This is a genomic window from Arthrobacter sp. K410C (assembly GCF_059090105.1).
Map to the genome: position 1 here is coordinate 242,094 of NZ_JBNHFJ010000004.1, position 24,120 is coordinate 266,213.

General features: G+C 65.0%; 25 protein-coding genes, 1 tRNA gene and 1 pseudogene. 8 read left to right on the plus strand and 19 right to left on the minus strand.

The window, feature by feature from the left end:
- Positions 1–18 precede the first annotated feature (18 nt).
- From AC5RU7_RS09365 to AC5RU7_RS09390, 6 genes are read right to left on the minus strand one after another with little or no spacing between them, the layout of a single operon-like run.
- Positions 19–1,728 carry a protein kinase domain-containing protein gene (locus AC5RU7_RS09365; protein WP_494051992.1) on the minus strand — a complete coding sequence of 570 codons (1,710 nt, stop codon included), beginning with the start codon at positions 1,726–1,728 and terminating at the stop codon, positions 19–21.
- Entirely contained in the window at positions 1,725–3,185 is a 1,461-nt protein-coding gene (locus AC5RU7_RS09370; protein ID WP_494011380.1) for a peptidoglycan D,D-transpeptidase FtsI family protein, read from the minus strand. Before AC5RU7_RS09370 ends, AC5RU7_RS09365 begins: the two co-directional genes overlap by 4 nt.
- The gene (locus AC5RU7_RS09375; protein WP_494051993.1) at positions 3,182–4,579 is read right to left on the minus strand and encodes an FtsW/RodA/SpoVE family cell cycle protein; all 1,398 of its coding nucleotides are present in this window, start codon (positions 4,577–4,579) and stop codon (positions 3,182–3,184) included. The genes AC5RU7_RS09370 and AC5RU7_RS09375 overlap by 4 nt, the downstream gene beginning before the upstream one ends.
- On the minus strand, positions 4,576–6,291 hold the full coding sequence (locus AC5RU7_RS09380) for a PP2C family protein-serine/threonine phosphatase (protein WP_494051994.1): 1,716 nt from the start codon (positions 6,289–6,291) through the stop codon (positions 4,576–4,578). Before AC5RU7_RS09380 ends, AC5RU7_RS09375 begins: the two co-directional genes overlap by 4 nt.
- 2 nt (positions 6,292–6,293) lie before the next feature.
- Complete coding sequence (locus AC5RU7_RS09385; RefSeq protein ID WP_494011377.1) at positions 6,294–6,776, minus strand: FHA domain-containing protein FhaB/FipA; 483 nt, start codon at positions 6,774–6,776, stop codon at positions 6,294–6,296.
- The gene (locus AC5RU7_RS09390) at positions 6,773–7,516 is read right to left on the minus strand and encodes an FHA domain-containing protein (protein ID WP_494051995.1); all 744 of its coding nucleotides are present in this window, start codon (positions 7,514–7,516) and stop codon (positions 6,773–6,775) included. Before AC5RU7_RS09390 ends, AC5RU7_RS09385 begins: the two co-directional genes overlap by 4 nt.
- A 375-nt stretch (positions 7,517–7,891) precedes the next feature.
- Here AC5RU7_RS09390 and AC5RU7_RS09395 point away from each other — a divergent pair.
- Positions 7,892–7,974: transfer RNA gene (locus tag AC5RU7_RS09395), tRNA-Leu, on the plus strand.
- Positions 7,975–8,166: 192 nt separating this feature from the next.
- Here AC5RU7_RS09395 and AC5RU7_RS09400 read toward each other — a convergent pair.
- On the minus strand, positions 8,167–8,871 hold the full coding sequence (locus tag AC5RU7_RS09400) for a FadR/GntR family transcriptional regulator (RefSeq protein WP_494051996.1): 705 nt from the start codon (positions 8,869–8,871) through the stop codon (positions 8,167–8,169).
- A 10-nt stretch (positions 8,872–8,881) separates the two neighbouring features.
- A complete protein-coding gene (locus tag AC5RU7_RS09405) occupies positions 8,882–10,009 on the minus strand; it encodes an L-talarate/galactarate dehydratase (RefSeq protein ID WP_494011374.1) in 1,128 nt (375 codons plus the stop codon).
- A gap of 285 nt (positions 10,010–10,294) precedes the next feature.
- On the opposite strand from AC5RU7_RS09405, the gene AC5RU7_RS09410 reads away from it, so the two are divergent.
- Positions 10,295–10,987 carry a hypothetical protein gene (locus tag AC5RU7_RS09410; protein WP_494051997.1) on the plus strand — a complete coding sequence of 231 codons (693 nt, stop codon included), beginning with the start codon at positions 10,295–10,297 and terminating at the stop codon, positions 10,985–10,987.
- A 1-nt stretch (position 10,988) separates the two neighbouring features.
- On the opposite strand, the gene AC5RU7_RS09415 is transcribed toward AC5RU7_RS09410, so the two are convergent.
- Entirely contained in the window at positions 10,989–11,684 is a 696-nt protein-coding gene (locus AC5RU7_RS09415) for a TetR/AcrR family transcriptional regulator (RefSeq protein ID WP_494011372.1), read from the minus strand.
- A 139-nt stretch (positions 11,685–11,823) separates the two neighbouring features.
- Here AC5RU7_RS09415 and AC5RU7_RS09420 point away from each other — a divergent pair, with 139 nt between their 5' ends.
- Complete coding sequence (locus AC5RU7_RS09420; protein ID WP_494051998.1) at positions 11,824–13,212, plus strand: flavin monoamine oxidase family protein; 1,389 nt, start codon at positions 11,824–11,826, stop codon at positions 13,210–13,212.
- A gap of 69 nt (positions 13,213–13,281) precedes the next feature.
- A complete protein-coding gene (locus tag AC5RU7_RS09425) occupies positions 13,282–13,764 on the plus strand; it encodes a pyridoxamine 5'-phosphate oxidase family protein (protein WP_494011370.1) in 483 nt (160 codons plus the stop codon).
- Between the two features lie 287 nt (positions 13,765–14,051).
- On the opposite strand, the gene AC5RU7_RS09430 is transcribed toward AC5RU7_RS09425, so the two are convergent.
- The gene (locus AC5RU7_RS09430) at positions 14,052–15,212 is read right to left on the minus strand and encodes a hypothetical protein (RefSeq protein ID WP_494051999.1); all 1,161 of its coding nucleotides are present in this window, start codon (positions 15,210–15,212) and stop codon (positions 14,052–14,054) included.
- A 46-nt stretch (positions 15,213–15,258) separates the two neighbouring features.
- Here AC5RU7_RS09430 and AC5RU7_RS09435 point away from each other — a divergent pair, with 46 nt between their 5' ends.
- Positions 15,259–15,465, plus strand: a complete 207-nt coding sequence (locus AC5RU7_RS09435; protein WP_494052000.1) for a hypothetical protein — start codon at positions 15,259–15,261, stop codon at positions 15,463–15,465.
- A gap of 88 nt (positions 15,466–15,553) precedes the next feature.
- Here AC5RU7_RS09435 and AC5RU7_RS09440 read toward each other — a convergent pair whose 3' ends face one another.
- The 3 genes from AC5RU7_RS09440 to AC5RU7_RS09450 form a co-directional block, all read right to left on the minus strand.
- Positions 15,554–16,303 (minus strand): S1 family peptidase, encoded by a 750-nt coding sequence (locus AC5RU7_RS09440; RefSeq protein WP_494052001.1) that lies wholly within the window; start codon positions 16,301–16,303, stop codon positions 15,554–15,556.
- Positions 16,300–17,337, minus strand: coding sequence for a hypothetical protein (locus tag AC5RU7_RS09445; protein WP_494052002.1), 1,038 nt, complete (start codon positions 17,335–17,337; stop codon positions 16,300–16,302). The genes AC5RU7_RS09440 and AC5RU7_RS09445 overlap by 4 nt, the downstream gene beginning before the upstream one ends.
- A 451-nt stretch (positions 17,338–17,788) precedes the next feature.
- Positions 17,789–18,592 carry an NAD(P)H-binding protein gene (locus tag AC5RU7_RS09450; protein ID WP_494052003.1) on the minus strand — a complete coding sequence of 268 codons (804 nt, stop codon included), beginning with the start codon at positions 18,590–18,592 and terminating at the stop codon, positions 17,789–17,791.
- Positions 18,593–18,674: 82 nt separating this feature from the next.
- Between AC5RU7_RS09450 and AC5RU7_RS09455 the strand changes: the two genes are divergently transcribed.
- A complete protein-coding gene (locus tag AC5RU7_RS09455) occupies positions 18,675–19,088 on the plus strand; it encodes a winged helix-turn-helix transcriptional regulator (RefSeq protein ID WP_494052016.1) in 414 nt (137 codons plus the stop codon).
- A gap of 226 nt (positions 19,089–19,314) precedes the next feature.
- Here the strand turns inward: AC5RU7_RS09455 and AC5RU7_RS09460 are convergent, their stop codons facing one another.
- The 3 genes from AC5RU7_RS09460 to AC5RU7_RS09470 all read right to left on the minus strand — a co-directional run bounded on the left by AC5RU7_RS09460 (position 19,315) and on the right by AC5RU7_RS09470 (position 21,296).
- Positions 19,315–19,632 (minus strand): hypothetical protein, encoded by a 318-nt coding sequence (locus AC5RU7_RS09460; protein WP_494052004.1) that lies wholly within the window; start codon positions 19,630–19,632, stop codon positions 19,315–19,317.
- 392 nt (positions 19,633–20,024) lie between these two features.
- Positions 20,025–20,627, minus strand: a complete 603-nt coding sequence (locus tag AC5RU7_RS09465) for a DUF6919 domain-containing protein (RefSeq protein WP_494052005.1) — start codon at positions 20,625–20,627, stop codon at positions 20,025–20,027.
- A gap of 66 nt (positions 20,628–20,693) precedes the next feature.
- Entirely contained in the window at positions 20,694–21,296 is a 603-nt protein-coding gene (locus tag AC5RU7_RS09470) for a hypothetical protein (protein ID WP_494052006.1), read from the minus strand.
- Between the two features lie 138 nt (positions 21,297–21,434).
- Between AC5RU7_RS09470 and AC5RU7_RS09475 the strand changes: the two genes are divergently transcribed.
- Complete coding sequence (locus AC5RU7_RS09475) at positions 21,435–21,815, plus strand: VOC family protein (protein ID WP_494052007.1); 381 nt, start codon at positions 21,435–21,437, stop codon at positions 21,813–21,815.
- 83 nt (positions 21,816–21,898) lie between these two features.
- Here the strand turns inward: AC5RU7_RS09475 and AC5RU7_RS09480 are convergent, their stop codons facing one another.
- Positions 21,899–22,303: a DUF5997 family protein gene (locus AC5RU7_RS09480; protein WP_133350243.1), complete on the minus strand. Its 405-nt coding sequence runs from the start codon at positions 22,301–22,303 to the stop codon at positions 21,899–21,901.
- Here AC5RU7_RS09480 and AC5RU7_RS09485 point away from each other — a divergent pair.
- A complete protein-coding gene (locus AC5RU7_RS09485) occupies positions 22,266–23,099 on the plus strand; it encodes a LysR family transcriptional regulator substrate-binding protein (protein WP_494052008.1) in 834 nt (277 codons plus the stop codon). The genes AC5RU7_RS09480 and AC5RU7_RS09485 overlap by 38 nt on opposite strands.
- A gap of 219 nt (positions 23,100–23,318) precedes the next feature.
- Here the strand turns inward: AC5RU7_RS09485 and AC5RU7_RS09490 are convergent, their stop codons facing one another.
- A complete protein-coding gene (locus AC5RU7_RS09490) occupies positions 23,319–23,981 on the minus strand; it encodes a DUF3618 domain-containing protein (RefSeq protein WP_494052009.1) in 663 nt (220 codons plus the stop codon).
- Positions 23,978–24,120, minus strand: a pseudogene (locus AC5RU7_RS09495) (phage holin family protein); the annotation flags it as partial. The pseudogene AC5RU7_RS09495 and the gene AC5RU7_RS09490, both read right to left, overlap by 4 nt.

A 24,120-nucleotide genomic window follows, 5' to 3' on the forward strand; every position in this document is an offset into this window, starting at 1 on the left:
TCACTGGCTGTCCTGGGGCTACGGCTTGCAGGTTGGCGGGGCACCCGGAAGTTCACCGTCTGCGCAGTCAGGCAGCAGCGACGTCGCGGTGGGCGCTGCCACCGACGACGTGGTGGGAACCGGCGTCGGTGTCTGGGTGGGTGTTGGGGCCGGCGGGGCGACGGCATAGGTGACAGTGATGGGCGATCCCACCGGCAATGGTCCGGTCGGGTTCAGTCCCACTACCCTTCCCGGTGCGGCCTCATTGGTCTGCTGCGGCTGGACCGTCACTGCGAGGCCCAGGCTGGAAAGTTCCGACTGGACTTGGCGGTAGTCCTTGCCGAGGTATGCCGCCGGAATCACGTTGACAGTTGCCGGCTGGGGCTCCTGGGTGGGCGTCGGTGTGTTCCTCGTGACGGTGGGCGTGGGCGAGGCCCTTGTCGGGGTGGGGCTGGCGGTGGTGGTTTGTGGGCTGGACGACGGCGGGCTGGACGTTGCGCCGTCTGACGGGAACAGGATCCCCCGCTGGTTCAGGAAGAACCCCACCAACGCGAACAGCACCAGCAGGATCAGGGCGATGAGGGGCCAGGTCCAGGGGCTGCGGCCCTTCCGCTCGGGCTCATCGGCGGGCTCGTCGTCGTACGTTGTCTCTTCCGGCACCCAGTTGCGCTCGGCAGCCAGCGCGTTGGCGCGGGCCAGCGGACCCTGCGGGCCGTCCGTATCGGCGGCGGACGCCCCGGCAGCCCCGGCGGCGGCACCGGCCGCGGCCGCTCCAAGAACCGGCAAGGCGGAGGTGGGCGTCGGGGACGAGTCCCGCGAAGCGCCGATGACGCCTGTGGGTGCGGTGGCGGTATCGACGGGGGCGGTAATGGGGCCGGTTGACGCATCGAAAAGAAGCATGCCGGGTACGGCGGCGCGTGCTGCGTTGATGTCACCGTTGCGGATTGCCTCCGCGGCCTCCGCGAGCTTGATGGCGTTGGCCGGGCGGTCCTTGGGATCCTTGGCCAGCATGGACATCAGCAGTGCTCGGACCGGTGCGGGCAGGCTCTCCGGCAGGGGCGGCGGCGCGTCGTTGACCTGGGCCAGGGCGATCGCGATCTGGGACTCCCCGGAAAAGGGCCGGTGCCCGCTGAGGCACTCGTAGCCGATCACTCCCAGGGAGTAGATGTCCGATGAACCGGTTGCGGTCTGGCCGGTTGCCTGCTCCGGCGCCAGGTATTGGGCCGTGCCCATGACCTGGCCGGTCTGGGTGAGCGGAACCTGGTCCGCGAGCCGGGCAATGCCGAAGTCCGTGACCTTTACCCGCCCGTCAGGGGTGATCAGGAGGTTTCCGGGCTTGACGTCGCGGTGCACCAGGCCCTGGGCGTGGGCAACGGCCAGGGCACGGGCGGTCTGGGCGATGATGGACAGCGTGCGGTCCGGGGAGAGCACCTGCTCGCGCTCGATGATAGTGCTCAAAGGCTGTCCGGGAACCAGCTCCATGACCAGGTAGGCTGAGCCCTCCTCCTCGCCGTAGTCGAAGACGTTGGCGATGCCTACGTGGTTCAGGAGTGCGGTGTGGCGGGCCTCCGCGCGGAACCGCTGGAGGAACCCGGGGTCACCGGTGTATTCCTCCTTGAGTACCTTGATCGCGACGATGCGGCCCAGGACGAGGTCTTTCGCCTTCCAGACTTCCCCCATGCCGCCAATCGCGATCCGCGTGGTCAGCTGGAATCTGCCGCCGAGGGTGATTCCGGTTGTAGGCCTCACTTATTCAACACCGCCTCAAAAATTCTCTTCGCGTTCGGACTGGTCAGCTGTGCGCCGGTGTTGATGTCTACGCCCTCCATGACGATGGTGACACCCACCTGCGGATTGTTTGCGGGGGCAAATCCCGTAAACCATGAGTTGTTGGTTCCGTTGCCGAGCTCCGCCGTTCCGGTCTTGCCCGCCACCTGGACGCCCGGGACGCCTGCACGGTTTGCAATGCCTTCGCTGACCGCGCTGACCATCCAGTCCGTGATCTGGTTGGCGATGGCGGGAGTGGTGGACGTGCGGAGCGTCTTCGGCTGCGGTTCATCGATGACCCGCAGGTCCGGGGCGCGCAGGGCCTTGATGAGGTTGGGCTGCATCTGCACGCCGTCATTTGCGATGGCCGCGGTCATCATGGCCACCTGCAGCGGCGTGGCGCGGACATCCTTCTGGCCGATGACGGACTGTGCCAGGCCGGGGCCGTCCAGGTCATCCGGGAAGGTGTTGCCGCTGGCGTAGTCGAGCTTCAGCTGGTCACCCATGTCCTGGCCGAAGCCGAACTTCTCGGCCTGCTCGGCGATGGCGTCCCGGCCAATATCCAGGGCGATGCTCGCGAAGGGCGTGTTGCAGGACTGCTGCAGGGCGAAAGCGAAGCTGGCCGTGTTCCGGGTGTAGCAGTTGCCGCCCGCATAGTTGGGCAGGCGGTACTGGATACCTTCGAACGGCAGTTCTGCCGGATTGGGAAGTTCGCTGTCCTTGTTGTACTTCCCGGATGCCAGGGCCGCGGCGGTATCCACCAGCTTGAACACGGAGCCGGGGGCGAGCAGTTCACCGGTGGGCCCGCTGACGTTCGGGTTCAGGTTGATGCCGGGCACCTTGACCAGTTCGTTCATGCTGGAAGCGGCGGCGGTGAGGTCCTGGGTGGCCACGAGGTTGGGGTTGTAGGAGGGCTTGGACACCATGGCCAGGATGGCGCCGGTCTTGGGGTTGGTGACCACGATGGATCCCCGCTGACCGTCCGGGATCAGGCTGTAAGCGAGCTGCTGGAGCTCAGGATCGATGGTGAGCTCCACCGATGCCCCCTTGGGCTGGTTTCCAAGGAACAGTTGTCCCACCCGGTCCAGGAACAGCTGGTCCGAGTTGCCCGCCAGTTCGCCGCCCATGGACTGCTCCAGGCCGGTGGCGCCGAAGTTCTGGGAGAAGTACCCCGTGATGCCGGCGTACAGCTCCGGCTGCGGGTACGTGCGCTGGAAAGCACAAGTCTCCGAACCGCTTTCCACGGACTCCGCAACCGGGGAACCGCCAACAACGATGGCCCCGCGGTCGTTGCAGAAACTTTGCAGGACCGCGCGCTGGTTCCAAGGGTTTGCCTTGAGTTCGTCAGCGCCGATCACCTGGACGTAGCTGATGGCGCCGAAGATCAGGGCGAACATGGCGACGGCCGCCACCCACGAATGCCGAATTGCCTGGTTCACAGGTGCTTCACCGCCTCGGTAGGAGTGTCAATGCCGGTTGCTTCGGCTCCCTTGGCCGGCGGCAGGGGTGTGGTGTCCACGGGGCCGCGGGCGGTGTGCGAAATCATCAGGAGCAGGCCAACGATGATCCAGTTGGCCAGCAGTGACGAGCCGCCCGCAGCCAGGAAGGGCGTCGTCAGGCCTGTCAGGGGGATCAGGCGCGTCACGCCGCCGATCACCACGAAGCATTGCAGCGCCACGGCGAAGGACAGGCCGCAGGCGAGGAGCTTACCGAACGCGTCCCGGGTGCCTAGTGCGGCACGGAAGCCGCGGGTGAACAGCAGGAGGTACATCAGGACGACGGCGAACAGGCCGATGAGCCCCAGCTCCTCACCCAGGGACGCGATGATCATGTCGCTGTTGGCGAACGGGACCAGGTCCGGCCGTCCCTGCCCCAGTCCGGTGCCCACCAGGCCGCCGTTGGCCATCCCGAAGAGGCCCTGGACGATCTGCAGGCTGCCGCCCGGGGAGCGTCCGTAGACCTCCTCAGTGAAGGCGTTGAGCCAGCCGTAGATCCGGAGCTCCACGTGGGAGAACACCTGGGCTGCAACGAACCCGCCGCCGGCGATGAGGGCCAGGCCGATCACCACCCAGCTGATCCGGCTGGTGGCCACGTAAATCATCACGATGAACAGGCCGAAGAAGAGGATGGAGGAGCCCAGGTCGCGCTGGAAAATGAGCACGCCGATGCTGACCAGCCAGGCGGTGATCATAGGGCCCATGTCCTTGAACCGCGGGAACTGAAGCGGGCCGACCTTACGGCCTGCCAGCAGTATGAGGTCACGGTTGGAGGACAGATAGCCGGCGAAGAATATGGCCAGGGTGATCTTGGCAACCTCGCCCGGCTGGAATGTCATGGGGCCGAGCCGGATCCATACCCGGGCGCCAAGGATCTCGCCGGCGCTGATGCCGGGCACCAGGGGCAGGATCAGCAGGAGTGCACTGGCCGCCAGGGAGATAAACGTAAAGCGGCGGAGGATCCGGTGGTCCTTGAGGAACCAGATCACGGCGATGGCCACGGCCATGGCAATCAGGGTCCAGCGCAACTGGTTGTTCCCGGTGTCCTCGCCCGGCGCGTCCAGGCGGTGGATCATTGCCAGGCCGATCCCGTTCAGGGCGACCACGATCGGAAGTATTACCGGATCGGCATATTTGGCGCGGAATCGAAGGACGCCATGGAAAACCAGGGCCGCCACTGCCAGGAGGCTGGACTGGAACCAGAAGTCGGAGTCGAAGGCCTTTTCCTGGTCAACGCCGACCAGCATGTTGGCGCCGATGCCTACGGCCAGGGCCAGCAGAAGCAGGGCGAGTTCAACGTTGCGGCGCGGTTTGGGAGTGGTGCTGAGCTGGCTCATTGGCCCACCTCGCAGGTAACAGTGGGTGTGGGTGTGGGTGTGGGTGAGGGGGACGGGCTGGCCGGAGCCGGCGCGGCGGGCTCGGTGGCGGCCGGCGACGCGGAAGCCGTGGGTGCCGGTGCGGGTGTTGAGGGCGCGGCGCTGGCCGAAGGGGACGGGCACTCGTCTTCGGGGGACGTGCTGCCCGTCAGCTCGAGGTTCTTAACGATGCGCTGTGCGTCGTAGAGGTCGTTGGCGGGCACCGTCTGGCGGACCCGTTGCTGGGAGAAGGGCGGTAGTGAGTCCATCCGGATCTCAGTGACCGTTTCGAGGCTGGACAGCTGGATGGGCCCCAGCCGCTGGGAAACCCCGTTGAAGATCGCGACCCGGGAATCGTGCTCGCCGATGTAGTAGCGGGTCTGGGTCCAGGCATAGCCCAGCCATAAGCCTACGGTCAGGACCACCAGGAGGGCGGCCGCGATGGTCCACGTGACCCATCGGCGCGGCTTCAGCGGAACGAGGGTTTCGTCCTCGTCGCCTGTGAGCGGCTCTGCCTTGTGGGTGAGGAGGGTTGCGGCGCGCCGGGCGACAGTCCGTCCGCCGATAGTGGGGATGGAACCGGACTCCGCGGCAGCCGCTGCGGCGCCGACAAGCTCATGCGGCCTGCTGGAAAGTTCTTCGCGGAGAACCTCGGCGGTCAGGTGCTCGCCGAGGTGCGGATCCGTGGAACCGGGCTCCACCACGCCCGACCCGGAATGTTCGCCGTCGGGCTTATCTTCGCCCTCTCCTTGGGAATCGTCATCCTTGCCGGCGTCCGAACGCCTGGCTCCGGTTCCAGGGATGCCGGACCCCTTTGGCGGAGGGGTTTTGCCGGTAGGCGCACCAGGGTCATCCGTGGCGGCAGCGGGCTTGGTGCCCACAACGGGAGGGATGACGTCGACGGCGGCGGTGCTGACGTCGTCGGGCGTTTCTTCCACGATCTCCACCATCACAACGGTGACGTTGTCCGGGGAGCCCGCCTCGAGGGTCAAATCAACGAGGGTTTCCACGCACTCGCGGAGGTCCCTGGTTTCCTTGACCGTGCGCTCCACGGCATGTCCCGCCACGTAGTTAAGGCCGTCGGAGCAGAGCAGCCAGCGGTCGCCAGCCTTAACATCGAGAGTGCCAAGGTCCAGTTCGGGGCTCGCGTCCACGTCGCCAAGGACCCGCATGAGCACGTTCTTGTGCGGATGGCTTTCCGCTTCCTCGGGCTTGAGCCGGCCTTCGTCGATGAGCCGCTGGACGAACGTGTGGTCCACGCTGACCTGCTTGAACTCGCCGTCGCGGAGGCGGTAGGCGCGGGAGTCGCCGATGTGGGCGAAGTGCAGCTTGCCCTCGGCGAGCAGCAATGCCGTGACCGTGGTGCCCATCCCGGCCAGCTTCGGGTTGATGTGCACCAGCTCGGAGAGCAGGGAGTTCGCGGTCTGGATCTCGTCCGCGAGGATGGTGCCCGCATCGCCGTCGTAGTCCGAGCGGTCCAGGTGGATCATGTCCAGGACGGTGGCGGCAGAGGCGACGTCGCCGCCCGCATGGCCGCCCATGCCGTCAGCCACGACAGCCAGGTGGCGTCCCGCGTACGCCGAGTCGTCGTTCTTAGACCGGATCCGGCCCACATCGGAGCGCGCGGCGAAGCGCATGATGAGGGGCCGCTCCGCGGGCTTCTGCCCGTCTGCGGTGTTCTCTGGGACGGCCACGGCTATGGCCTCAATTCGATGACCGTCTTGCCGATTCTCACAGGTACGCCTGGCTCAACGGGGAGGGCACGGGTCAGTTGCTGGTCCGCGAGGTAGGTTCCGTTGGTGGAACCCAGGTCCTCGATGAACCAGCGGCTGCCCTGGGGGAACAGCCTGGCGTGACGGCCCGAGGCATAGTCGTCCTCGAGGACCAGTGTTGCCTCCTGGGCGCGTCCCAAGAGGATGGGGCTGGCGGCAAGCGGCACCGAGGTCCCCTTCAGCGGTCCCTCGACTACCACCAGCTGCCGGGCCTGCTGCTTGGCGGGTGCCGGCGGGGTATCGGCAAGATCCGGGTTTTTGCGGACCTGCCGGGCAGTGGGCGCCCCGGACGCTGCCTTGCGCCCCACCATGAGGTCACGGCGCATGGCAGAGACGATGCTGAAAATGAGCACCCACAGGAGCAGGAGGAAGCCAAACCGCAGCGCGGTGATGGTGAGGTCGCTCATGCGGGGCCACCCGGGCTGGCTGGAAGCAGGCGGAAGATAATCTTTGTCCGTCCCATCGTGATGGTGGAGCCGTCGGTGAGTTCGGTGCTTCCGGAAACCTTTTGGCCGTTGACGTAGCTTCCGTTGGTGGAGCCCATGTCCACCGCCGTGGAGACGCCGTTCGCGGTGCGGATCTCGAGGTGGCGGCGCGAGACGCCCGTGTCCTCTACATGGATATCGGCATCGGACGACCTGCCGAGCACGATGGACGGGGCATTGAGGGAATAGCGCTGGCCGTCGATGTCCAGGACGGGCTGGAGCCGGACCGGCTGGCGGCTGGGCGCGGCCGGAACGTTGGGCCGCGCGGGAGGAGCGGCCGGAGCGGCGCCTGATTTCTCCGTGGAGGAGACGATCTCGAAGTCTCCGGCCCGAAGTTCCGTGTCCCGGCGGAAGGAGATCCGCACCGGGCCCTGCAGTGTGTAGCCCTGGCCGCGGACATGGTTGATGACAACGTCACAGAGTTCCTCTGCTAGCGGGGTGCCCCATTCCTGGGCCCGCCGGAAGTCATCGTCGCTGAGCTGCACGTCGAAGACGTTGGGTGCCAGTGTCCTCCCGGCGGTGACGGTCAGGGACCTGTGGTCCACTTCCCGGCGCAGCCGGCTGGCGATTTCCACTGGCTCAACCTGGGCTTTGGATCCGGTGGAGAAGACGCCCCGGACAGCCTTTTCAATGCCGCGTTCAACTTTGTCCAGCAGGCCCATGGTTCTTCTCCTTTCCCCCCGGATACGGGGCAGTCCTAGTTCCGGAACTTCTCTTTGCGTGCAGTTCACAACCCGGCAGTGCACCTGCAGGACGCAGCCGCCTCTACATCCGATACTACTGGGCAGGCCTGTGAATGACCTTAATCCACAACGGCCCGCCGCCCGGAAAAGTTCGTGCCCCGGGATCCCGGAAGCCGTTCCTGACGGTCGTTTCACCTGCGGCAGGACAGGGAATCCCGGCTGTCCGTATGGGGTTCCACACAGCCTCCGGCAGGCCAATTGGTGTTTTGCGGCATCTGTCCGTTATGCTTGATCTCGCTGCTTTTACAAGACTGCGAATCCGGGAAACCGGAGTGGTCCGGTGGAAGAAGTTGCGCGCGAGTGGCGGAACGGCAGACGCGCTGGCTTCAGGTGCCAGTGTCCGAAAGGGCGTGGGGGTTCAAATCCCCCCTCGCGCACGCAAATGGAAGAGCCCCGGTCTTAGGACCGGGGTTCTTTTGCGTTGTCTTCTGGTGTTGATACCCGTGCTTGTTCGCGCATCAGTACCTTCGGATTCCGATGCGCGAACACGCTTAGGTGCGGCGGTGATAGGGCGGCGCGACGGCGGGAGGCCTCCACGGTGCCTGCGCCCGCTCAGGCGCTGCCCCGGCTTAGCCGGACGCGCGTGCGGAAGCCTTGAACCGGCGTCGTGAGTTGGCCAGGTGGCTGCGCATGGCGGCGGCGGCCGCGGCCTCGTCGCCATCGCCGATGGCGTCGGCGATGGAACGGTGCTCCTGCACCACTTGGTCGAAATGATCGCGGGCGTAATGCTCGACGCCGGTCATCAGGCGGGTGCGCGGCATCGCGATCATGGTCTGCCCCAGGGCGGCGAGGCAGTCGGAGTAGTACGGATTTCCGGAGGCGGCGGCCACCGCCCGGTGGAATTCGAAGTCGGATCTCATGGCGTGGGCCGGGTGCCCGGCGCTGGCGGTGAACTCCTCGAGTGCCGCCTGGACAGCCCGGAGCTGCCGGTCGGTATGGTTCCGTGCGGCCAGCGCTGCAGCCTCCGTTTCCACGCCCATCCGGAACGCCAGCAGGTTCAGCCGGTCCTCGGTGGTGGCCACCGGACGGGCGCCCGGCGCTGCCGCGGGCCCGTCCGAGGGCGGAGTAAGGGCGAAACTGCCGCGGCCACGTTCGGTTTCCACCAGTCCCTCGGCCTGGAGGCGGGTGAGGGCGGCGCGCACCACCGTGCGGCTGACGCCGAAATCGCTGATGAGCGTGTTTTCGCTGGGCAGCTTCTCACCGGGCTGGATGATGCCGTCAACGATGCGGTTGCGAAGGTCGGCGGCAAGGTCCGCGGTGAGGTTCCGGCTCATGGGTTCAAGGTTACGCGCCGAACTCCACGGATTCGGTGGTCCAGGCGCGGGCCTGGTCGCTGAGGGTGACGCCGAGTCCCGGGCGGTCTGGCACGATCATCCGGCCGTCCTTGGTTTCCAGGCGCTCGTTGAACAGCGGGTCAAGCCAGTCGAAGTGCTCCACCCACGGCTCCCGCGGGTAGGCCGCAGCCAGGTGCAGGTGGATCTCCATGGCGAAGTGCGGGGCGAGCCCCAGTCCGCGTTCGTCCGCGAGGGCGGCGAGGCGCAGGAATTGGGTGATGCCGCCGACGCGCGGGGCGTCGGGCTGGATGATGTCGCAGCCGTTAGCGGCGATCAGGCCCTTGTGCTCGGCCACGGAGGCGAGCATCTCGCCTGTGGCGATGGGCGTGTCCAGCACCTGCGCGAGGTGGGCGTGGCCTTCGAAATCGTAGGCGTCCAGGGGTTCCTCGATCCAGACGAGGTTGAATTCCTCAAGCTGGCGGCCCAGGCGCAGTGCGGTGGCGCGGTCCCACTGCTGGTTGGCGTCCACCATGAGGGGGACGTCCCAGCCGATGTGTTCGCGGATGCCGGCCACGCGACGGAGGTCCTCCTTGCTGTCCGGCAGGCCCACCTTGATCTTGATGCCGCCGATGCCTTCCTCGATGGACTGGGTGGCGCGGGCTTTTACCTCCTCGAGGGTGGCGTTCAGGAAGCCGCCGGAGGTGTTGTAGGTCTGGACGGAGTCGCGGTAGGAGCCGAGGAGCTTGGCCAGGGGAAGCCCGGCGCGCTTGGCCTTGAGGTCGTACAGGGCGATGTCGATGGCGGCGAGGGCCTGGGTGGCGACGCCGGACCGGCCCACCGAGGCGCCGGCCCACAGGAGCTTGGTGTAGAGCTTGCCGATGTCGTTGGGGTCCTCGCCGACGATGCCCTCGGCGACTTCCTTGGCGTGGGCGTACTGGGCCGGGCCGCCTGCCCGCTTGGAGTAGCTGAAGCCGAGGCCGGTGTGGCCCTGTTCGGTGGTGATTTCGGCGAAGAGGAAAACCACTTCCGTCATCGGCTTTTGGCGGCCGGTGAACACTTTGGCATCGCTGATGGGCACGGCGAGCGGAAGGCGGGCGGTGGACAGTTTGACGTGCCGGATCAGGTCGATGGTGCTCATGGATTCTCCTAGTGGGGGTTGCTGGGCGCCATCGCCCACCTTCCTATGATACAAGTAACTAACTTGTACTACAAGTATAGCCGTGGGTCGATTGGTCACGTCCGGCAGTGCAATGTAACGTTTAGGTCACCGGTCGGAGCACACGCCCGGCGAAGCATCCATGCTGCTTCTGCGTGCTATGTCCCCCACGGGGGTGCCCCTGCGTTCCCAGGCCGGAAACCGTTCCGGGCAGGGAACCTCTCGAGGCCTGCCGCTCCGCACTCCCATGAAGAGGCTTCGTTTTCCATGCGCAGGAATCATCTGCTGGCCACCGGTACGCTTGTTGCTTTGTTCGTGACAACCGCGTGCACCGCACCCGACCCCATGGCAACCGCAGACCCGGCTCAAGCCAAGGCCACAGCCAGCACCGCCGCCCCTTCCGCTGCGGTGGGCACTAGCCAATTGGCGGCGGCCGAGAGGGCCAGGGCTGCGGCCGATAGGAAGGCTGCGGAAGAGGCTGCCGCCAAAGCGAAAGCAGAAGCCGAAGCGAAAGCAGAAACTGAGGCGAAGGCCGAAGCTGAGGCGAGGGCAGAAGCCGCGGCCAAGGCGCAGGCCGCCGCCGGTCAGGCGCAGGAAGCGGCTGCAGCCGGGCAGGTACCCCACGTCGAGGGGACACCTCCCGGTGCCGGCGGCGAAGCGGCCGCCGCTTCCCCTGCTCCGGTATCAGCGGCGCCGGTGGCGACCGGCCAGCCGGCTGCGCCGTCCCCCGCGCCCACCCCCCGGAGTGCACCGGCAGCGGGCACTAGCGCCACGCGGCCGACCGGCACAGGATCCGCCGGGCAGGACGCAGGAACGGGCGACGCCACGTGCCTCCAAGCCCTGACGGAGGTTGGAGCGGTGATCGGTGGCCTGTTGGGTGAAAACGATGATCCGGATGCGGGTCTCCTCGGGGACGTCAGCTGCAACATCACGGATGGCAGCGGGACCGCCGGGCGCTAGGTCAGCCCGCATGCCCCCGCAGCGCCCCCAGCCCCGAGATGAGCGCCTCCAGCCCCAGGCCGAACGCCGTGTCGGCGGGGCGTCCGGGGCCGACGGAACTGCGCACGGCGGCGGTGAAATGCGGGTTCGCCTCCGCCATGGACCCTGGCTCGAAAATGTCCCCGGGGGCGGTCACGTCATAGGCGGACCCGAAGATAAAGGACTCCAGGGCTACGATCGCGGACACAATCCGCTCCTCCGGGAAGCCTGCGTCCAGGAACCCCTTGCTCACCGTCTCGTACATCGCCAGGGTCTGCGGGGCGTCCGTGACCGGCAGCACGGCGATGACGGGAATCAGGGGCGTGTGCTCGGCAAAGACGTCCCGGTAGCTCCAAGCCCAGGTGCGCACGGCATCCTCCCAGGACTTCGAGCCGAACGCCGAGACGTCCACCAGTGACGTCAGGTGGTCCTCCACCAGCAGCAGCACGTCGCGCTTGGACGCCACGTGGTTATACAGGGCCGACGGCGCCACCTCCAGCTGCTTCGCCAGCGCTGCCATGGTGAGCCCGTCATAGCCCTTCCGGCTGACCAGGTCCAGGGCCGCCGTCGTGATGCCTGCCTTGTCCAGCACCGCCGCCGATGGCCGGCCGGCCCGCCGGCGCCCCGTCCCCGCCCCGGTTCCCGTGGTGTGTCCTTCTTCGGCTGATACTGCCGGCATTCCTGCCCTTTCTTTGGTGGTCCCCAGCATTATTCCACCCGGGCACTTCCCGTCCCGGCCACAAGCAGCTATAGTTCTAATAAATGAACGACATTCATTTAGTGCTCCCGGTCACTTCGCGGGAGGCAGAGAGGACATCATGCTGAACCTGAACCGCGACGTCGTCGTCGTTGGAGCCGGTCCCTCCGGGCTCACCGCAGCCCGGGAGCTGAAAAAGGCGGGGCTATCTGTCGCCGTGCTCGAGGCCCGCGACCGCGTGGGCGGCCGCACCTGGACCGATACCGTGGACGGCGCCATGCTCGAAATCGGCGGCCAGTGGGTCTCCCCGGACCAGACCGTGCTCCTGGACCTCCTCGGCGAGCTCGGCCTGCAGACCTACTCCCGCTACCGCCAGGGCGAATCCGTCTACATCGGCTCCGACGGCATTCCCGTCCGCTACACGGGCGACACCTTCCCGGTGGATCCCAACACCAAAGCCGAAATGGACCGCCTGGTCGCATTGCTGGACGGGCTCGCCGCGGAAATCGGCGCCACCGAGCCCTGGGCCCACCCCAAAGCGCGGGAGTTGGACACCATCTCCTTCCACCACTGGCTGCGGCAAAACTCCGCCAATGAGGAAGCCTGCAAGAACATCGGCCTCTTCATCGCCGGCGGCATGCTCACCAAGCCCGCCCACGCCTTCTCCGCCTTGCAGGCCGTGCTGATGGCCGCCTCGGCGGGCTCATTCACCCACCTGACGGACGAGGACTTCATCCTCGACCGCCGCGTAGTGGGCGGCATGCAGCAGGTACCGCTGCTGCTCGCGCAGGAGCTGGGCGACGACGTCGTCCTCAACACCCCGGTGCGCACCATCAACTGGGAGCCGGACGCCGACGGCGGCCACTGCGTCACCGTAGAATCCGACCGCGCCACAGTCAACGCCCGCTTCGTGATCATGGCCGTCCCACCCAACCTGTACTCGCGCGTCTCCTTCAACCCGCCGCTGCCCCGCCGGCAGCACCAGATGCACCAGCACCAGTCCCTGGGCCTGGTCATCAAGGTCCACGCCGTCTACGACCGTCCCTTTTGGCGGGACAAGGGCCTGTCAGGTACCGGCTTCGGCGCCAACGCCCTGGTGCAGGAGGTCTACGACAACACCAACCACGGCGACACCCGCGGCACCCTGGTGGGCTTCGTCTCGGACGAGAAGGCCGATGCCGTCTTCGAACTTGATGCCGAGGACCGCAAGAAGGCAATCCTGGCCTCCATCGCCGGTTTCCTCGGCGACGAGGCACTCACGCCCGAGGTCTACTACGAGTCCGACTGGGGATCCGAGGAATGGACCCGCGGCGCCTACGCCGCCAGCTACGACCTGGGCGGCCTGCACCGCTACGGCAAGGACCAGCTGACCCCCGTCGGCCCCATCTACTGGGCCTCCTCAGACCTCGCCGCCGAAGGCTACCAGCACGTGGACGGCGCCATCCGGATCGGCCGCCAGACCGCCGCCCGGATCGCCGAAGTGGCAAGGGTGGCCGTCGCCGTCGGATAGCCAATAAGCATGCTTACTAATAGGCTTGCGAGTGGGGAGCGTCCCCTATGCAGACAAGCGAGGTGAGACATGACTGACGCCCAGGGCATCAGCAAGGTTACGGACATCATCAACGATTCCAAGATCGGGATGTTGACCACCATCAACGAAAAGGGCGCCCTTGTGAGCCGGCCGCTGGCCGTCCAGGAGGTTAAGGACGACGGCGACATGTGGTTCTTCACCGGCCTGGGCACGTCGCAGGTCGCCCACGTCCGGGCCGACGCGCGCGTCAACGTCGCCTTCGGCAAGAACACCGAGTGGGTTTCTGTGGCCGGGACCGCCCAGGTTGTGACCGACCGGGCCAAGATCCACGAGCTGTGGAACCAGGCGGTCGAAGCCTGGTTCCCGGACGGGCCGGACACCCCGGAGGTATGCCTGCTGCACGTCGATTCAGACTCCGCGGAGTACTGGACCAGCCCGGGCGGCACTGCCGCCACGGCGCTGCAGTGGGTGAAGTCCAAGGTCACCAACAGCCGCATGAGCGTCGGCGAAAGCGACACAGTGGAACTGTAAGTTTCCTGAAACGGTAAAAGCGGGGCGGCAGCCCCGCCTTTTCCTTTTTCCCTTATTCCGTGACTCGGGTTGTCCTGCAGGAAACCGCTCGCTTATCTCGGCACTGCCTTCAGTGCCATGGACGCACTAGCCGCAATCGGGGAAGAACGACAGCGGGACGCTCTTCCCTGGTTAAATGCCTCTGTCTCGTATCCCTAGGGAATTGGAACACACAGGTTATGAGACATGGACAGGCAGGGGCCCGCCGCCCGCACTAGGATTCCTTCGCCGGACGTTGTCGGTGGCCCCTACGGCAAGAGGACTTGGCGCACTTCTTTTACTCGCTGATCGGGTACATCGCCGAAAAGATGCTTATGCAGCAATGCGCTTGCCAGTGCCCTGACCTTCGCAACTTCATTCTCGTCCACGGCTCGTACGTTGCCGTGCAGCAACCCGCTTCGTTCTCCGTAGAGTCGCCCGATTGGCTCCTTCACGTCATCTTCACTGCAGCCGAGCATTGCAGAGAAGGCCACGCGAAGTGGCCGGATGTTCGAATTTTGCCCCAATTCCAGAGCTTCCAACACGAGCCAATACGAAGCGAAACCTAGGCCGAGATCAGATTGGTCTTCAGCCTCCCAATACCACTGTGCGGCGACCCTGGCCGCAGCACGGCTCTCGTCGCTGAGCTCTAGCTGACGATCAACTGCTGTGCGTAGGCCGTCGGACAGCTGGTGGCCGGAAATCGTCTTCATGTTCGCCCGAGACTCAAGGGCGACAGTGCGGCCGCCGAGCCGTCGGTTCCAGTGCCAATCTCCAAAAAGCTCCCCAACTTCCTCTGTCAGTATCGGACCCAATAGCCGATCTCCATAGGACAAGTCCAGCATGGCAGTAAAGGGAGCTATTCCGGCTCTACCTGCTGACAGCGAGGCCTCGTACGTAGATGCGACCCCGTCGTTCAACACATAAAGCACCTCTACATAGTTGCAGGCTGGGTAGGTATCCTGCGCGGCCTGTACATGAATGTTGCGGTTGACGGCATATTCGTACTGCATCCCGTTTCCGCTCTCGTCGAGGGTGGCTGACCCCCACTCGGGCACGACAAAGTGACCCGACTTCCTCGAACCAAGGGTGCCGTGAAAGATTGGCCTGCCGATGGTGACCTCACCGTTAGTAAATTTCACGAGAAGGTTAGGCATTTCTAGCCTCACCTGTGGTACAACGATTGTCCGTAATGTCTTGTAAACGATCCGGTAAGCAGGGCGGCCACCCCCAGGGGGGTGCTCGTCGTCTGACATTTGCCAGCCTTCGAATGTCAGCGGTGACGGCGTCTCTACTTGAGGTTCCCAAGTTTCACTAAACTCGTCCAAGCCCTCCACTAAGTTGGCCTCTACTGGTGTTGCCTCGCCCGTCTCGATGTTGTGAAGAGTCACCCTTGGGTCGTATGTTTTATCGCTCTTGTCGTCGGTCATTCACTGAAGCTAACCCTGAGCAATGGGGCCGTTCGGACTTAGCATCATGGGTGCCCCTGCAAAAAAGACGCCCCGGATGGGGCTAGGGCTGTTCAATATGGATTTGGTCGATTTTGAACTGGGGAACGGAGGACGCTTGCTGTATGACTTCCTGGGCGTCGGAGACATCCCAGCTGATGAAATCCAAGGACTGATCGCAGCACTTCGAGAAGAGCCGAAAGAAGAAACAAGCGAGCAAACGTCTGCCGAATGAACAGCTACAGGTGCCCAACCTGCACGGTTGTTCGTGGTCCCCTAACTCTAGGGATTCGGGACACATGGGTTATGAGACACCGGCGTCCTCAGTGGCAGCCAGCCCCGTTGTAGAACTTCGAGGGATCCCTGAGCACTTGGTTGAGGGTCTCCACCGGCACAGCGACGTACTGCCCGCCACCGCCGGCGTAGGCCACGCCCACGAGCTTCCCCGACGAATCGATGAGCGGGCTGCCCGAGCTGCCGGGCTTGATGGGGGCGTCGTTGTACATCATCTGAAACGGTGATTCGCCAAATGGGTCCCGGCCGTAGCGCAGAACGTGTCCGCGCGTGGTGGTGAGTGGGCCACCCTCCGGGTACCCCACCACGGTCACTTCAGCGCCGACCGGCGGGTTCGACTGCGCGAACTGGAGCGTGGCCGGGAGCGATTCCTGCGTCCAGACCAAAGCGAGGTCGGCGACGACCACCGTGCCCACGGCGTTCACCATGATGTCCCTGCCGTCGTAGGTGCTCACCTGCAGAAGCAGCGCCCCCTCGGCGACGTGGCGGTTGGTGACGAGGACGTTCCCCGTGATGGCGAACCCGGACCCTCTTGAGACTCCCGTACTAGAGCTGCAGCCGATGTTGCGAACCCGCAGCGCGGCGCGCTCATAGGCGCTGAACCCCGACGCGGTGATGATGGGTGCCGGAGCGGCCGGTGCAGCAAGCGGCGATGCCGCGGAGCGTGTCGGTGTCGCGCTCGTTTGGGACGGCGGCGGAACAGGGACGAGCCCGCAGCCGGACAGCGCCAGCAGGCAGAACACGACAGCGCCCGCGACGCGCAGGCCCCCTAATGTCAACTCAGCCCCTGAATCGCCTGCGTGAGCCTGTCGCTGTCTGCCCGCGCGGTGTTGCACTGCGAGTTGACGCCCCGCGCATAGCTGATCAGCGAGGCCGGATCGTAGTCGGTGTAGTTCACCAGATAGGTCTGCAGGTTCTGGAGCTCGTCGATGCAGGTGGACATATTTGTGCTGACGTTTTGAGACGCTGTGACCAGCCCCTCCAGCGTCTCATTGCTCAGTATCAGGTCAGCAGTTTTATCCCCGAGTTGGGCCTTCTCATTCGCGAGTGAGCGGATCCGGGCACTGGCGTCGTTGAGCTGGGCTGTCGTGTCGTTCAGCTTGCTGGTCGTGTCGCTCAATTGGGATGTCAGGGACGTGTTCTTCTCCGCCAGACCATCGCGCTCGGCCGTCATCGAGACGAGGTCACGCGAGGTCTTGTCCGCAGCATCCCGCCATTGGTCGGCGGAGTTCGTACTGTAGGCATATCCGGCACCGAGGCCAAGCACGCCGACGGCCAACACGACGATGGGCACAATATATGGCCATTTCCGCGGCCTGCGCTCCACGCGCTGGAGGGGCCCGCCAGCGTCCATCCCGGGCACCAAGCCCACGGCACGATCCCCGGCGTGCTGCAGCCCAGACTCTGGCTGTGGCGTGACCACGAAGGATGGTTGGGTGGACATCCGACTGACAGGGGTCAGCGGCTGCAAGGAGCGGTAGGAGCGGATGAGGCCGACGATGATCCCGGCGGCGCCCAACACGAAGAGGCCCAACCACACGAAGGCCATCGGGATAGCGGCCTCTTTACAGGCTGCGAGCGTGCGGATGGTGCGATTGACAGTGCCCTGATCCCCGAATGCACCCGGACAGTCCTTCGCCACCGGCAGCAGGAAACCGCCAAGGAGCGCGATGACGATGAGCGCGAGGCCCGCGAGGGTAGGCCAGAACGTGCGCAGCATGGATGCCCAGCGGCGCGGCTTGCGCTCCCCCGGTAGGGGAATCGGAGGCCGCTCCACTGGTGGACGGCCTCCGGGGCCGGGCTCTTCACTCATTTCATCCCCCATCAAGGTGCGCACCAACAGATAGGCAAGATTATGCTGCCCGAACGGCCCGAACGGCGAAACTACGTGCCTCCCATCCCGGCGGTTCCATTGCCCGGTTGTGGTGACGCGGCGTGTGTGTACAGTCGGACAGTTGGGTCAACAAGTCCCTTCAGACGAGGCGGAACGCCCTCCGGATGACGGCATGATGGGGCGATAGGAGGGTCAGTGCCCTGGTTCCAGTGCGACTTTTACCCGAATCCGACGAGGACTGTTCCCGTGATTCGGTCGATGAGCCTCCGGTATATCCCATGTTTCCGTGTTCAACGTAATGGGAAAACGGAGTTGAGGACTGGTGGAGCTTGGGACTGAAGTGATGGCGAGGCACGGTTTCCTTTCCTTCGGGGAGTCGCTTTGGAGCGGATCCTGCCCGCCCTAGTAGGGCCTGCGTCGACGAGCTACCTCAGTTTTGTGCTGCTGTGACAGCCAGAGTCAGGGGATCAACCGGTTCTCTCCCTAAGAGAGTTGTGAGGTCTGCGGAGGTGGTTGCGAGGAATCCGTGGGCGGCGGCCGAGTGGATGGAGGTCAGCATTGCGGGCTGAAACGGCAGGAGTTCTGCTGCATCAAGGGATCTTCTCAGTTCCCCAAGTGTGCCGGGGCGGTAGGTCACACCCAGCCGGTCCGCGACGGCCCGTCCCGTTATGACCTGGTTCCCGACCAGGTTGTAGGTTTTACCGCCATGCACACCCGGACTCCTGGCGACGATGGCGGCCGCTTCAGCGAGGTCCTGCCGGGCAACGGCAGCTACTCCACCACTGCCGAAAGGAGCCGTAATGACGCCGTTCTGTGGCGCCAGAAGATGACCGACCAGTTCTGCATACAGCCCGTTTCGGAGAATAGTCCATCCGGTGTCGCTGCCCCGGAGGCGCCTTTCTGTCCAGCGGTGGGCCAGTGCGAAGCCAAGATGGTCACCCTCCCCGGCCAGGCTGGTGTAAACGATGTGCCGGACTCCGTCTCGTTCTGCCGCGGCGATAGCGTTTTCGTGCCGGTTGATGACCACGTCATCCTCAGCTGTGCCGGCGGAAATGAGAACAAGCGTGAGGATCCCCTCCAAATCGAGAGTTCCCGGATCGTCGAAGTCGATTTTCCGGAACCTCCTAGGATCTGCAGGGTTTCGGGTTCCGCCCACCGCCGATGCGCCGGACTCGGCAAGATGTTTGAGGACTTGTGTGGCGAGTTGACCTGAGGCCCCTGTAACGAGAATCAATGCGTGCACTCTTTCGCTGGTACTTTTCGATAACCAGACCCATCGTCGGTAACCACGATGAAACGCACAAGGAGGCACTTTGGTGTTAGAGAGTCACACGGAAGTAACCGCTGTGCTTGAGCCGTGTGGAGAGGTTGAGCACCCGGACTGCGGTATCCGTGATGTGTTGGACCGGATCGGTGACAAGTGGTCGGTGCTTGTCATTGTCGAGCTGGCCTCGGGAAGCAGGCGTTTTAGGGAGCTGCAAAGAGCCATAGATGGCATATCGCAGCGGATGTTGACGCTTACCGTTAGACGCCTCGAAAGGGACGGTCTCATAAGCAGGACCGTTTACCCGAGCGTTCCTCCCCAGGTGACCTACGAGCTCAGCCGACGCGGAAGCAGCCTCACTCACCTGGTCAAACAGTTGGCGGACTGGTCACTGAAAAACAAGGAAGCCATCGGAAGATCACGGGACCTGTACGACCAACAAAATCCTGGCCATGACATTCGGTAACCACGTTCATTGGGGAACCCGGAGAGGAACTTACCCAAATTAGCAACGCACTCGACGAGTTGCTGGCTCACGCCGCGGCCAAGCAACTTTCACACCTTGGCCGCGTTGCTCCACACTCTCGGGCCCCAAAACCCTAGACGCAAAGTCTGGTTGGACTGCAAGCGTGGGGCCTCCGGTAGGGGATCCTCTTGACGGCATTGGGGTGGCACCCGTCTCATGCAGCGGCTTATTTCGCCGCCCAGAGCAGTTCACGTATCAGTCGATGCAACACCCGGCGGTCAACTTCTGGATGGGTATCCGCCCAGGCAACAAGGGCATCAGAGTAGTTGCCGAGAGGCCCGCCTGGATCGGGTACACGCCGCGCTTCGGCGTGTAGTGCGTGAATGGTGGGCAAAAACGTCTGACCTCGCTCGGTGCCGAAGTCCGCTAAGAATCGCTCGTCCGGTGTGGGCCTTTCACCAGGTTTGTGGGCCCGTTCCTTTTGGTACTGTTCCCACGCATCGCGGTAACTCGCCAGGGCTGCGCTGAGTTCTTCATCAACCATCCCCTCAGAATAGGGCGGTGATGAAGAGCTCATGTCCGCAAACCGGTCGCTATGAGGACAACTCCTCCTTAAGATTCTTGCCGAAGTAGGACCTGCGTCGGGGTGCCCGCATGCCCTGCCCGCCTTTTCACCGGGAAGGTGCCGTCGGGCGTCGCAAAACCCTTGGGATACAAGGCGTCTTATGGCAACGGGGAAGGGACCGCAGTCATCGCCCAAATTCCAGCGGTCCTCTGTGATGCCGCTAATGACCGGCGATTCCCGTAACTATGTCTCGTAACCTTTTCGCCGGAACGGGATAGCACTTGTTCGTTATGACACATGTCGGAGCAGCCAACGAGGAGCCTGATGCCACCGCCGTGGTACGGGGTTGGCACTGGAGACAAAATCTCTGGCTAGTCCCGCCCGGTCAGGGCACCGAGCACGGCGGGAAGCAGTACGCCGTTGCGTCCCCACACAGGGTCGAGGATCTCCACGTACCAGGAGTCGGCAAGCAGTAGCGCCAGGGCGTCATTGGTCTCGTCGGCCCAGTCGCGGATCTGGGCCTCGTCCACCGGGTTCTCGCTGGAGCCCAACACGGTGGTGACTTCCGTCCCGGCCAGGGTGACCGGGATGGACGCGCTGCTGGCCTCACCCGGAGCGTGGGCCACCGTGACCAGGTCAGTCCGGGTGGACAGCGCCAGCAGGTCTCCGGCAACGGCAGCGCTGCAGAAGCCTGTCACGTACTCCCGCTGTGCAGCAGACTCGGTTTGAACGCCTGGCTGGGACTCCTTGGTGAACAGCCCGTTGCGGTTCAGTTTTGCCAGGGCTGCGGCAATTGGTCCGGTCTCCTCATCAAAGGCGGCTGCAAAGTGTCCGGGCTGGTAGGAGCTGCCGCCCTCAAGCCAGCGGGCGGTGAGCTCACCGGCGGCTTCCAGGGTGGTGGCCTGGCGCCACACCCCACGGTCCTCGAGCAGCCGGCCGAACTGGTCGCGCTCCGGCAATTCCTCTGGCTTCATCTCCGGATGCTATCGCCGGTGCGGCGGCACCTTCCACCGCACCGACACACCACTTAACGTTCGGTCCTACGCCTGCCCGGCGGGAATGCCCGCCGCCTGCTCGGCAGCGGCGAGTGAGGCAGCAAGGCGGGTGACGGCGTCGGGATAGTCCTGGTGCGCATGCACGCGCAGCTGGTCCGCGGTCCGCATCGCCTTGATGAACGCCGAGGTTTCCGGCAGGCGCACGTCCGTGAGGGCGGGATAGTCGATGCTGCACGCCGGGTCCAGCTCATAACGCCGCCACCTGGCAACAACTTCGTCGTGCCGGGCCGCGGCTGCCAGGTGTGCGGACTCCTGTTCGCGGCTGTTCTGCCGCGCCTGCCGCCGGCTGAGGTACCGCGGGGTTCCCCGGTAGGCGGCAACCGCTGCGGCCACCCCGGCCCCGCCCAGGAACAGGCCGGTCCAAGGGGAGACCAGCGTGGGAATTAAAAGCGCAGGGATAGCGACGCAGGCGCCAAGGAACAGGTCCCAGAAGAGCTGGTCCGACCGTTCCGGCTGTCCGTCCCCGCCGGCAAGGGCACGGCGCCGGACCACAAAGACGGTGGCGGCAACACTGCAGACCAAGACAGGCCCCGCAAGCAGCAGCGCCCACACCCCTTGGACCAGACCCTCAAACAAGGATTCCCCCATGGCTGACACCCGACCCTTAACAGCGCCCGGGCCGCGGAATCCCGGGCTGGTCATTTAATTGCACAGTGTCCGGCGTGCGGGGTCAATGGCTGGTCTCTGAGGTTCCCTGAAGCGGGACCGGCACGTACGGTGAGGAACATGAGACTCAAAATGTGCAGCATCCACGTCAAGGACCCCGCAGCCGCCCACACTTTTTACACGGAAACCCTGGGCTTCGAGACCCTGATGGCCATGCCGGAGTACAACCTGTTCATCATCAAGGACCCCGGCGCGGACGCTAGTTCGGTGGGCCTGCTACTCGAACCCAGCGACAATCCGATCGCAGCCAACTACATGAACGCGCTGCACGACGCCGGCCTCCCGGCCATCGTCTTTGGCGTCCCCGACGTCCGGGCGGAGTACGACAGGCTGATCAATGAGGGCGTGGTGTTCCGGGGCGAACCCGCCGAGGATCCCTCAGGCATCAGCGCCGTGTTCGACGACGGCTGCGGCAACTTCGTCCAGTTGCACCAGGACTGAAATTCCTTAAAGAACAGAGGCTTGTCCGCGGATCCGAGCCCTCAAGGGGCAGACCAGCGGACAAGCCTCTGATGCGGGAGAACCTAGTTAGCCTGCGCGCGGGCTTTCTTTGCAGCCTTCTTCGCGGCCTCTTCCTTCACCCGCTGGGCTTCGGCGCGGACTGCGGCATGCGTGGCGCGTTCGGTGACCAGCCACTGCGGGGGAGCCTGGAGCAGCGCGGTGATTTCCGCCGTCGTCAGCGCTTCCTCAACGCCGCCACGGGCGAGGCCGCTGATGGAGATGTTCAGCTTCTGCGCCACCACCGGGCGGGGGTGCGGGCCGTTGCGGCGGAGCTCTGCGAGCCACTCCGGCGGGTTGGCCTGGAGTTCGGCGAACTCCTCCCGGGTGATGGTTGATTCCTGGAACTCCTGCGGTGTTGCGGGCAGGTAGATGCCAAGTTTCTTGGCAACGGTGGCCGGCTTCATGGACTGGGAGTTTGCAGAGGTCATGCTTCAAGGGTATCCGGGCGGGCGGTACTGTGAAGACGTGCCCACTGACAACACCACCCCGCCCGACGCTTCCGAGGACTCCGACGCGGGGGAGCAGGCGGCGCCGCGGACCCTCCGCATTGCCTACGTGCCGGGGGTGACGCCCGGGAAGTGGATCCGCCGCTGGGAAGAGCGGATGCCGGACATTCCGTTGCAGGCGTTCATGCACGACGGCGGCGCACACGTTGACGCTGTCCGCGGAGGCCTGGCGGATATGGCCTTTGTCCGGCTCCCCATTGAGCGTGACGGCCTGAGCGTCATTCCGCTCTACGAGGAGCAGCCGGTGGTGGTGGCTCCCAAGGGACACGAGATCTCCGTGTTCGAGGAGGTGGCGCTCGAAGACCTGGAGCAGGAGTCCTTTTTGGATGTTGCCGGCCTCGGCGGGCCGGAAGCCGCGCTCCAGGTGGTTGCCGCGGGGGCCGGGCTGGTGGTCCTGCCCATGTCCGTCGCCCGCCATTTCAACGTTAAAGACACGGTGGCCCGCCGGCTCAAGGGAGCCCCGGGAACCGGGATCGCCCTGGTCTGGCCGGCGGACGCCACGGACGAGGTCCTGGAGGAGTTCATTGGGATTGTCCGTGGGCGCACCGCCCAAAGCTCCCGCCAGCCGTCCGCCCAGCCGGCCAAGGTAAAGAAGGATCCCAAGCCTGACCGCCGGGGCGGGGGAGCCCGGAAGCCGGCACCCAAGGTGGCCCAGCGCTATGCCCCCAACCCGGACAAGGGCCGCGGCAAGGGATCACGCAAAAAGGGCAAGCGCTAGCGCGCGTGCCCCCCGACCGGGGCCAAGCCTAGTACCGGTTCCGCGGGGGAACCCGGCCCGCGCGGGCCTGTCGCGCCTTCCGGGCCCGCATGACGCGGCTGACGATGGTGGGAAGCAGGGCGACAAGCAGCTTTTTCATGACGTTGTTGCTCCTTGGCTTAGGGCGGGTAAAGCGAGGGCCGCCCTTCCGGACGGAAGAGCGGCCCTCGGCGGTTTGTCCTAGGTGTTTTGGACGTTGGTTTTGGCGTCGGCGGCGCGGTCCTTGACGTCGGTGGCGGCGTGCTGGCCCTCGGCTTTGACGTTTTGGGCTGCGTCGGTTGCGGTGGCTTTGACGTTTTCCATCGCTTCCTGGGCCGGTTCCTTGAGGTCCTGGACCATGTCCTTGGCGGCGTCGGTGACCTTGCCGGCCAGGGGCTGGGCTGCGGTTTTGAGCTGGTCCGCGGCTTCGCGTTCTTTCTGGCTCGGCGGGATCAGGGACGACACGAGCATTCCGGCGCCGAAGGCGATCAGGCCTGCGGCCAGCGGGTTGCCCTGTGCCTTGGCTTTGACCTGGTCCGGGGCCTGGGAGATTGCGGTGCCGGCATCGGAGAGTTTGGCGGAGACGTTGTCCTTGGCGCCGTGGAGGGTGTCCCCGGTGCTGTGCAGGGCGTCGCTGGTGTGGCCGGTCCCGGAGTGCATGGTGTCCTGCACGCGGGTGGTGGCGTGGTCTGCTGCTCCCATGATTCTCTCCTTGACCCCGGTCACGGCGTCTTTGACCTTGTCGGTTTGGCGGTTGACGATGTTGGACGGGGTGACCTTGTCCGCGACGGCGTCCACGTTGGTGCCCAGCCGTGCGCGGGTTTCTTCTATGTTCTGGCGGATTGCGTCAGGGTTCTCGCTCATCGGTTGACCTCACCTGGTTTTAGGGTTGGGGGGATTTCGGAGAGGGTTTCGCCGGTCTGCGGCAGGCCCTTGATCTTCTTGAGTTCCTTGCGGCCAATGGAGGCCAGGATCGCGGCGATGATGGCCCAGAGGACGGCAA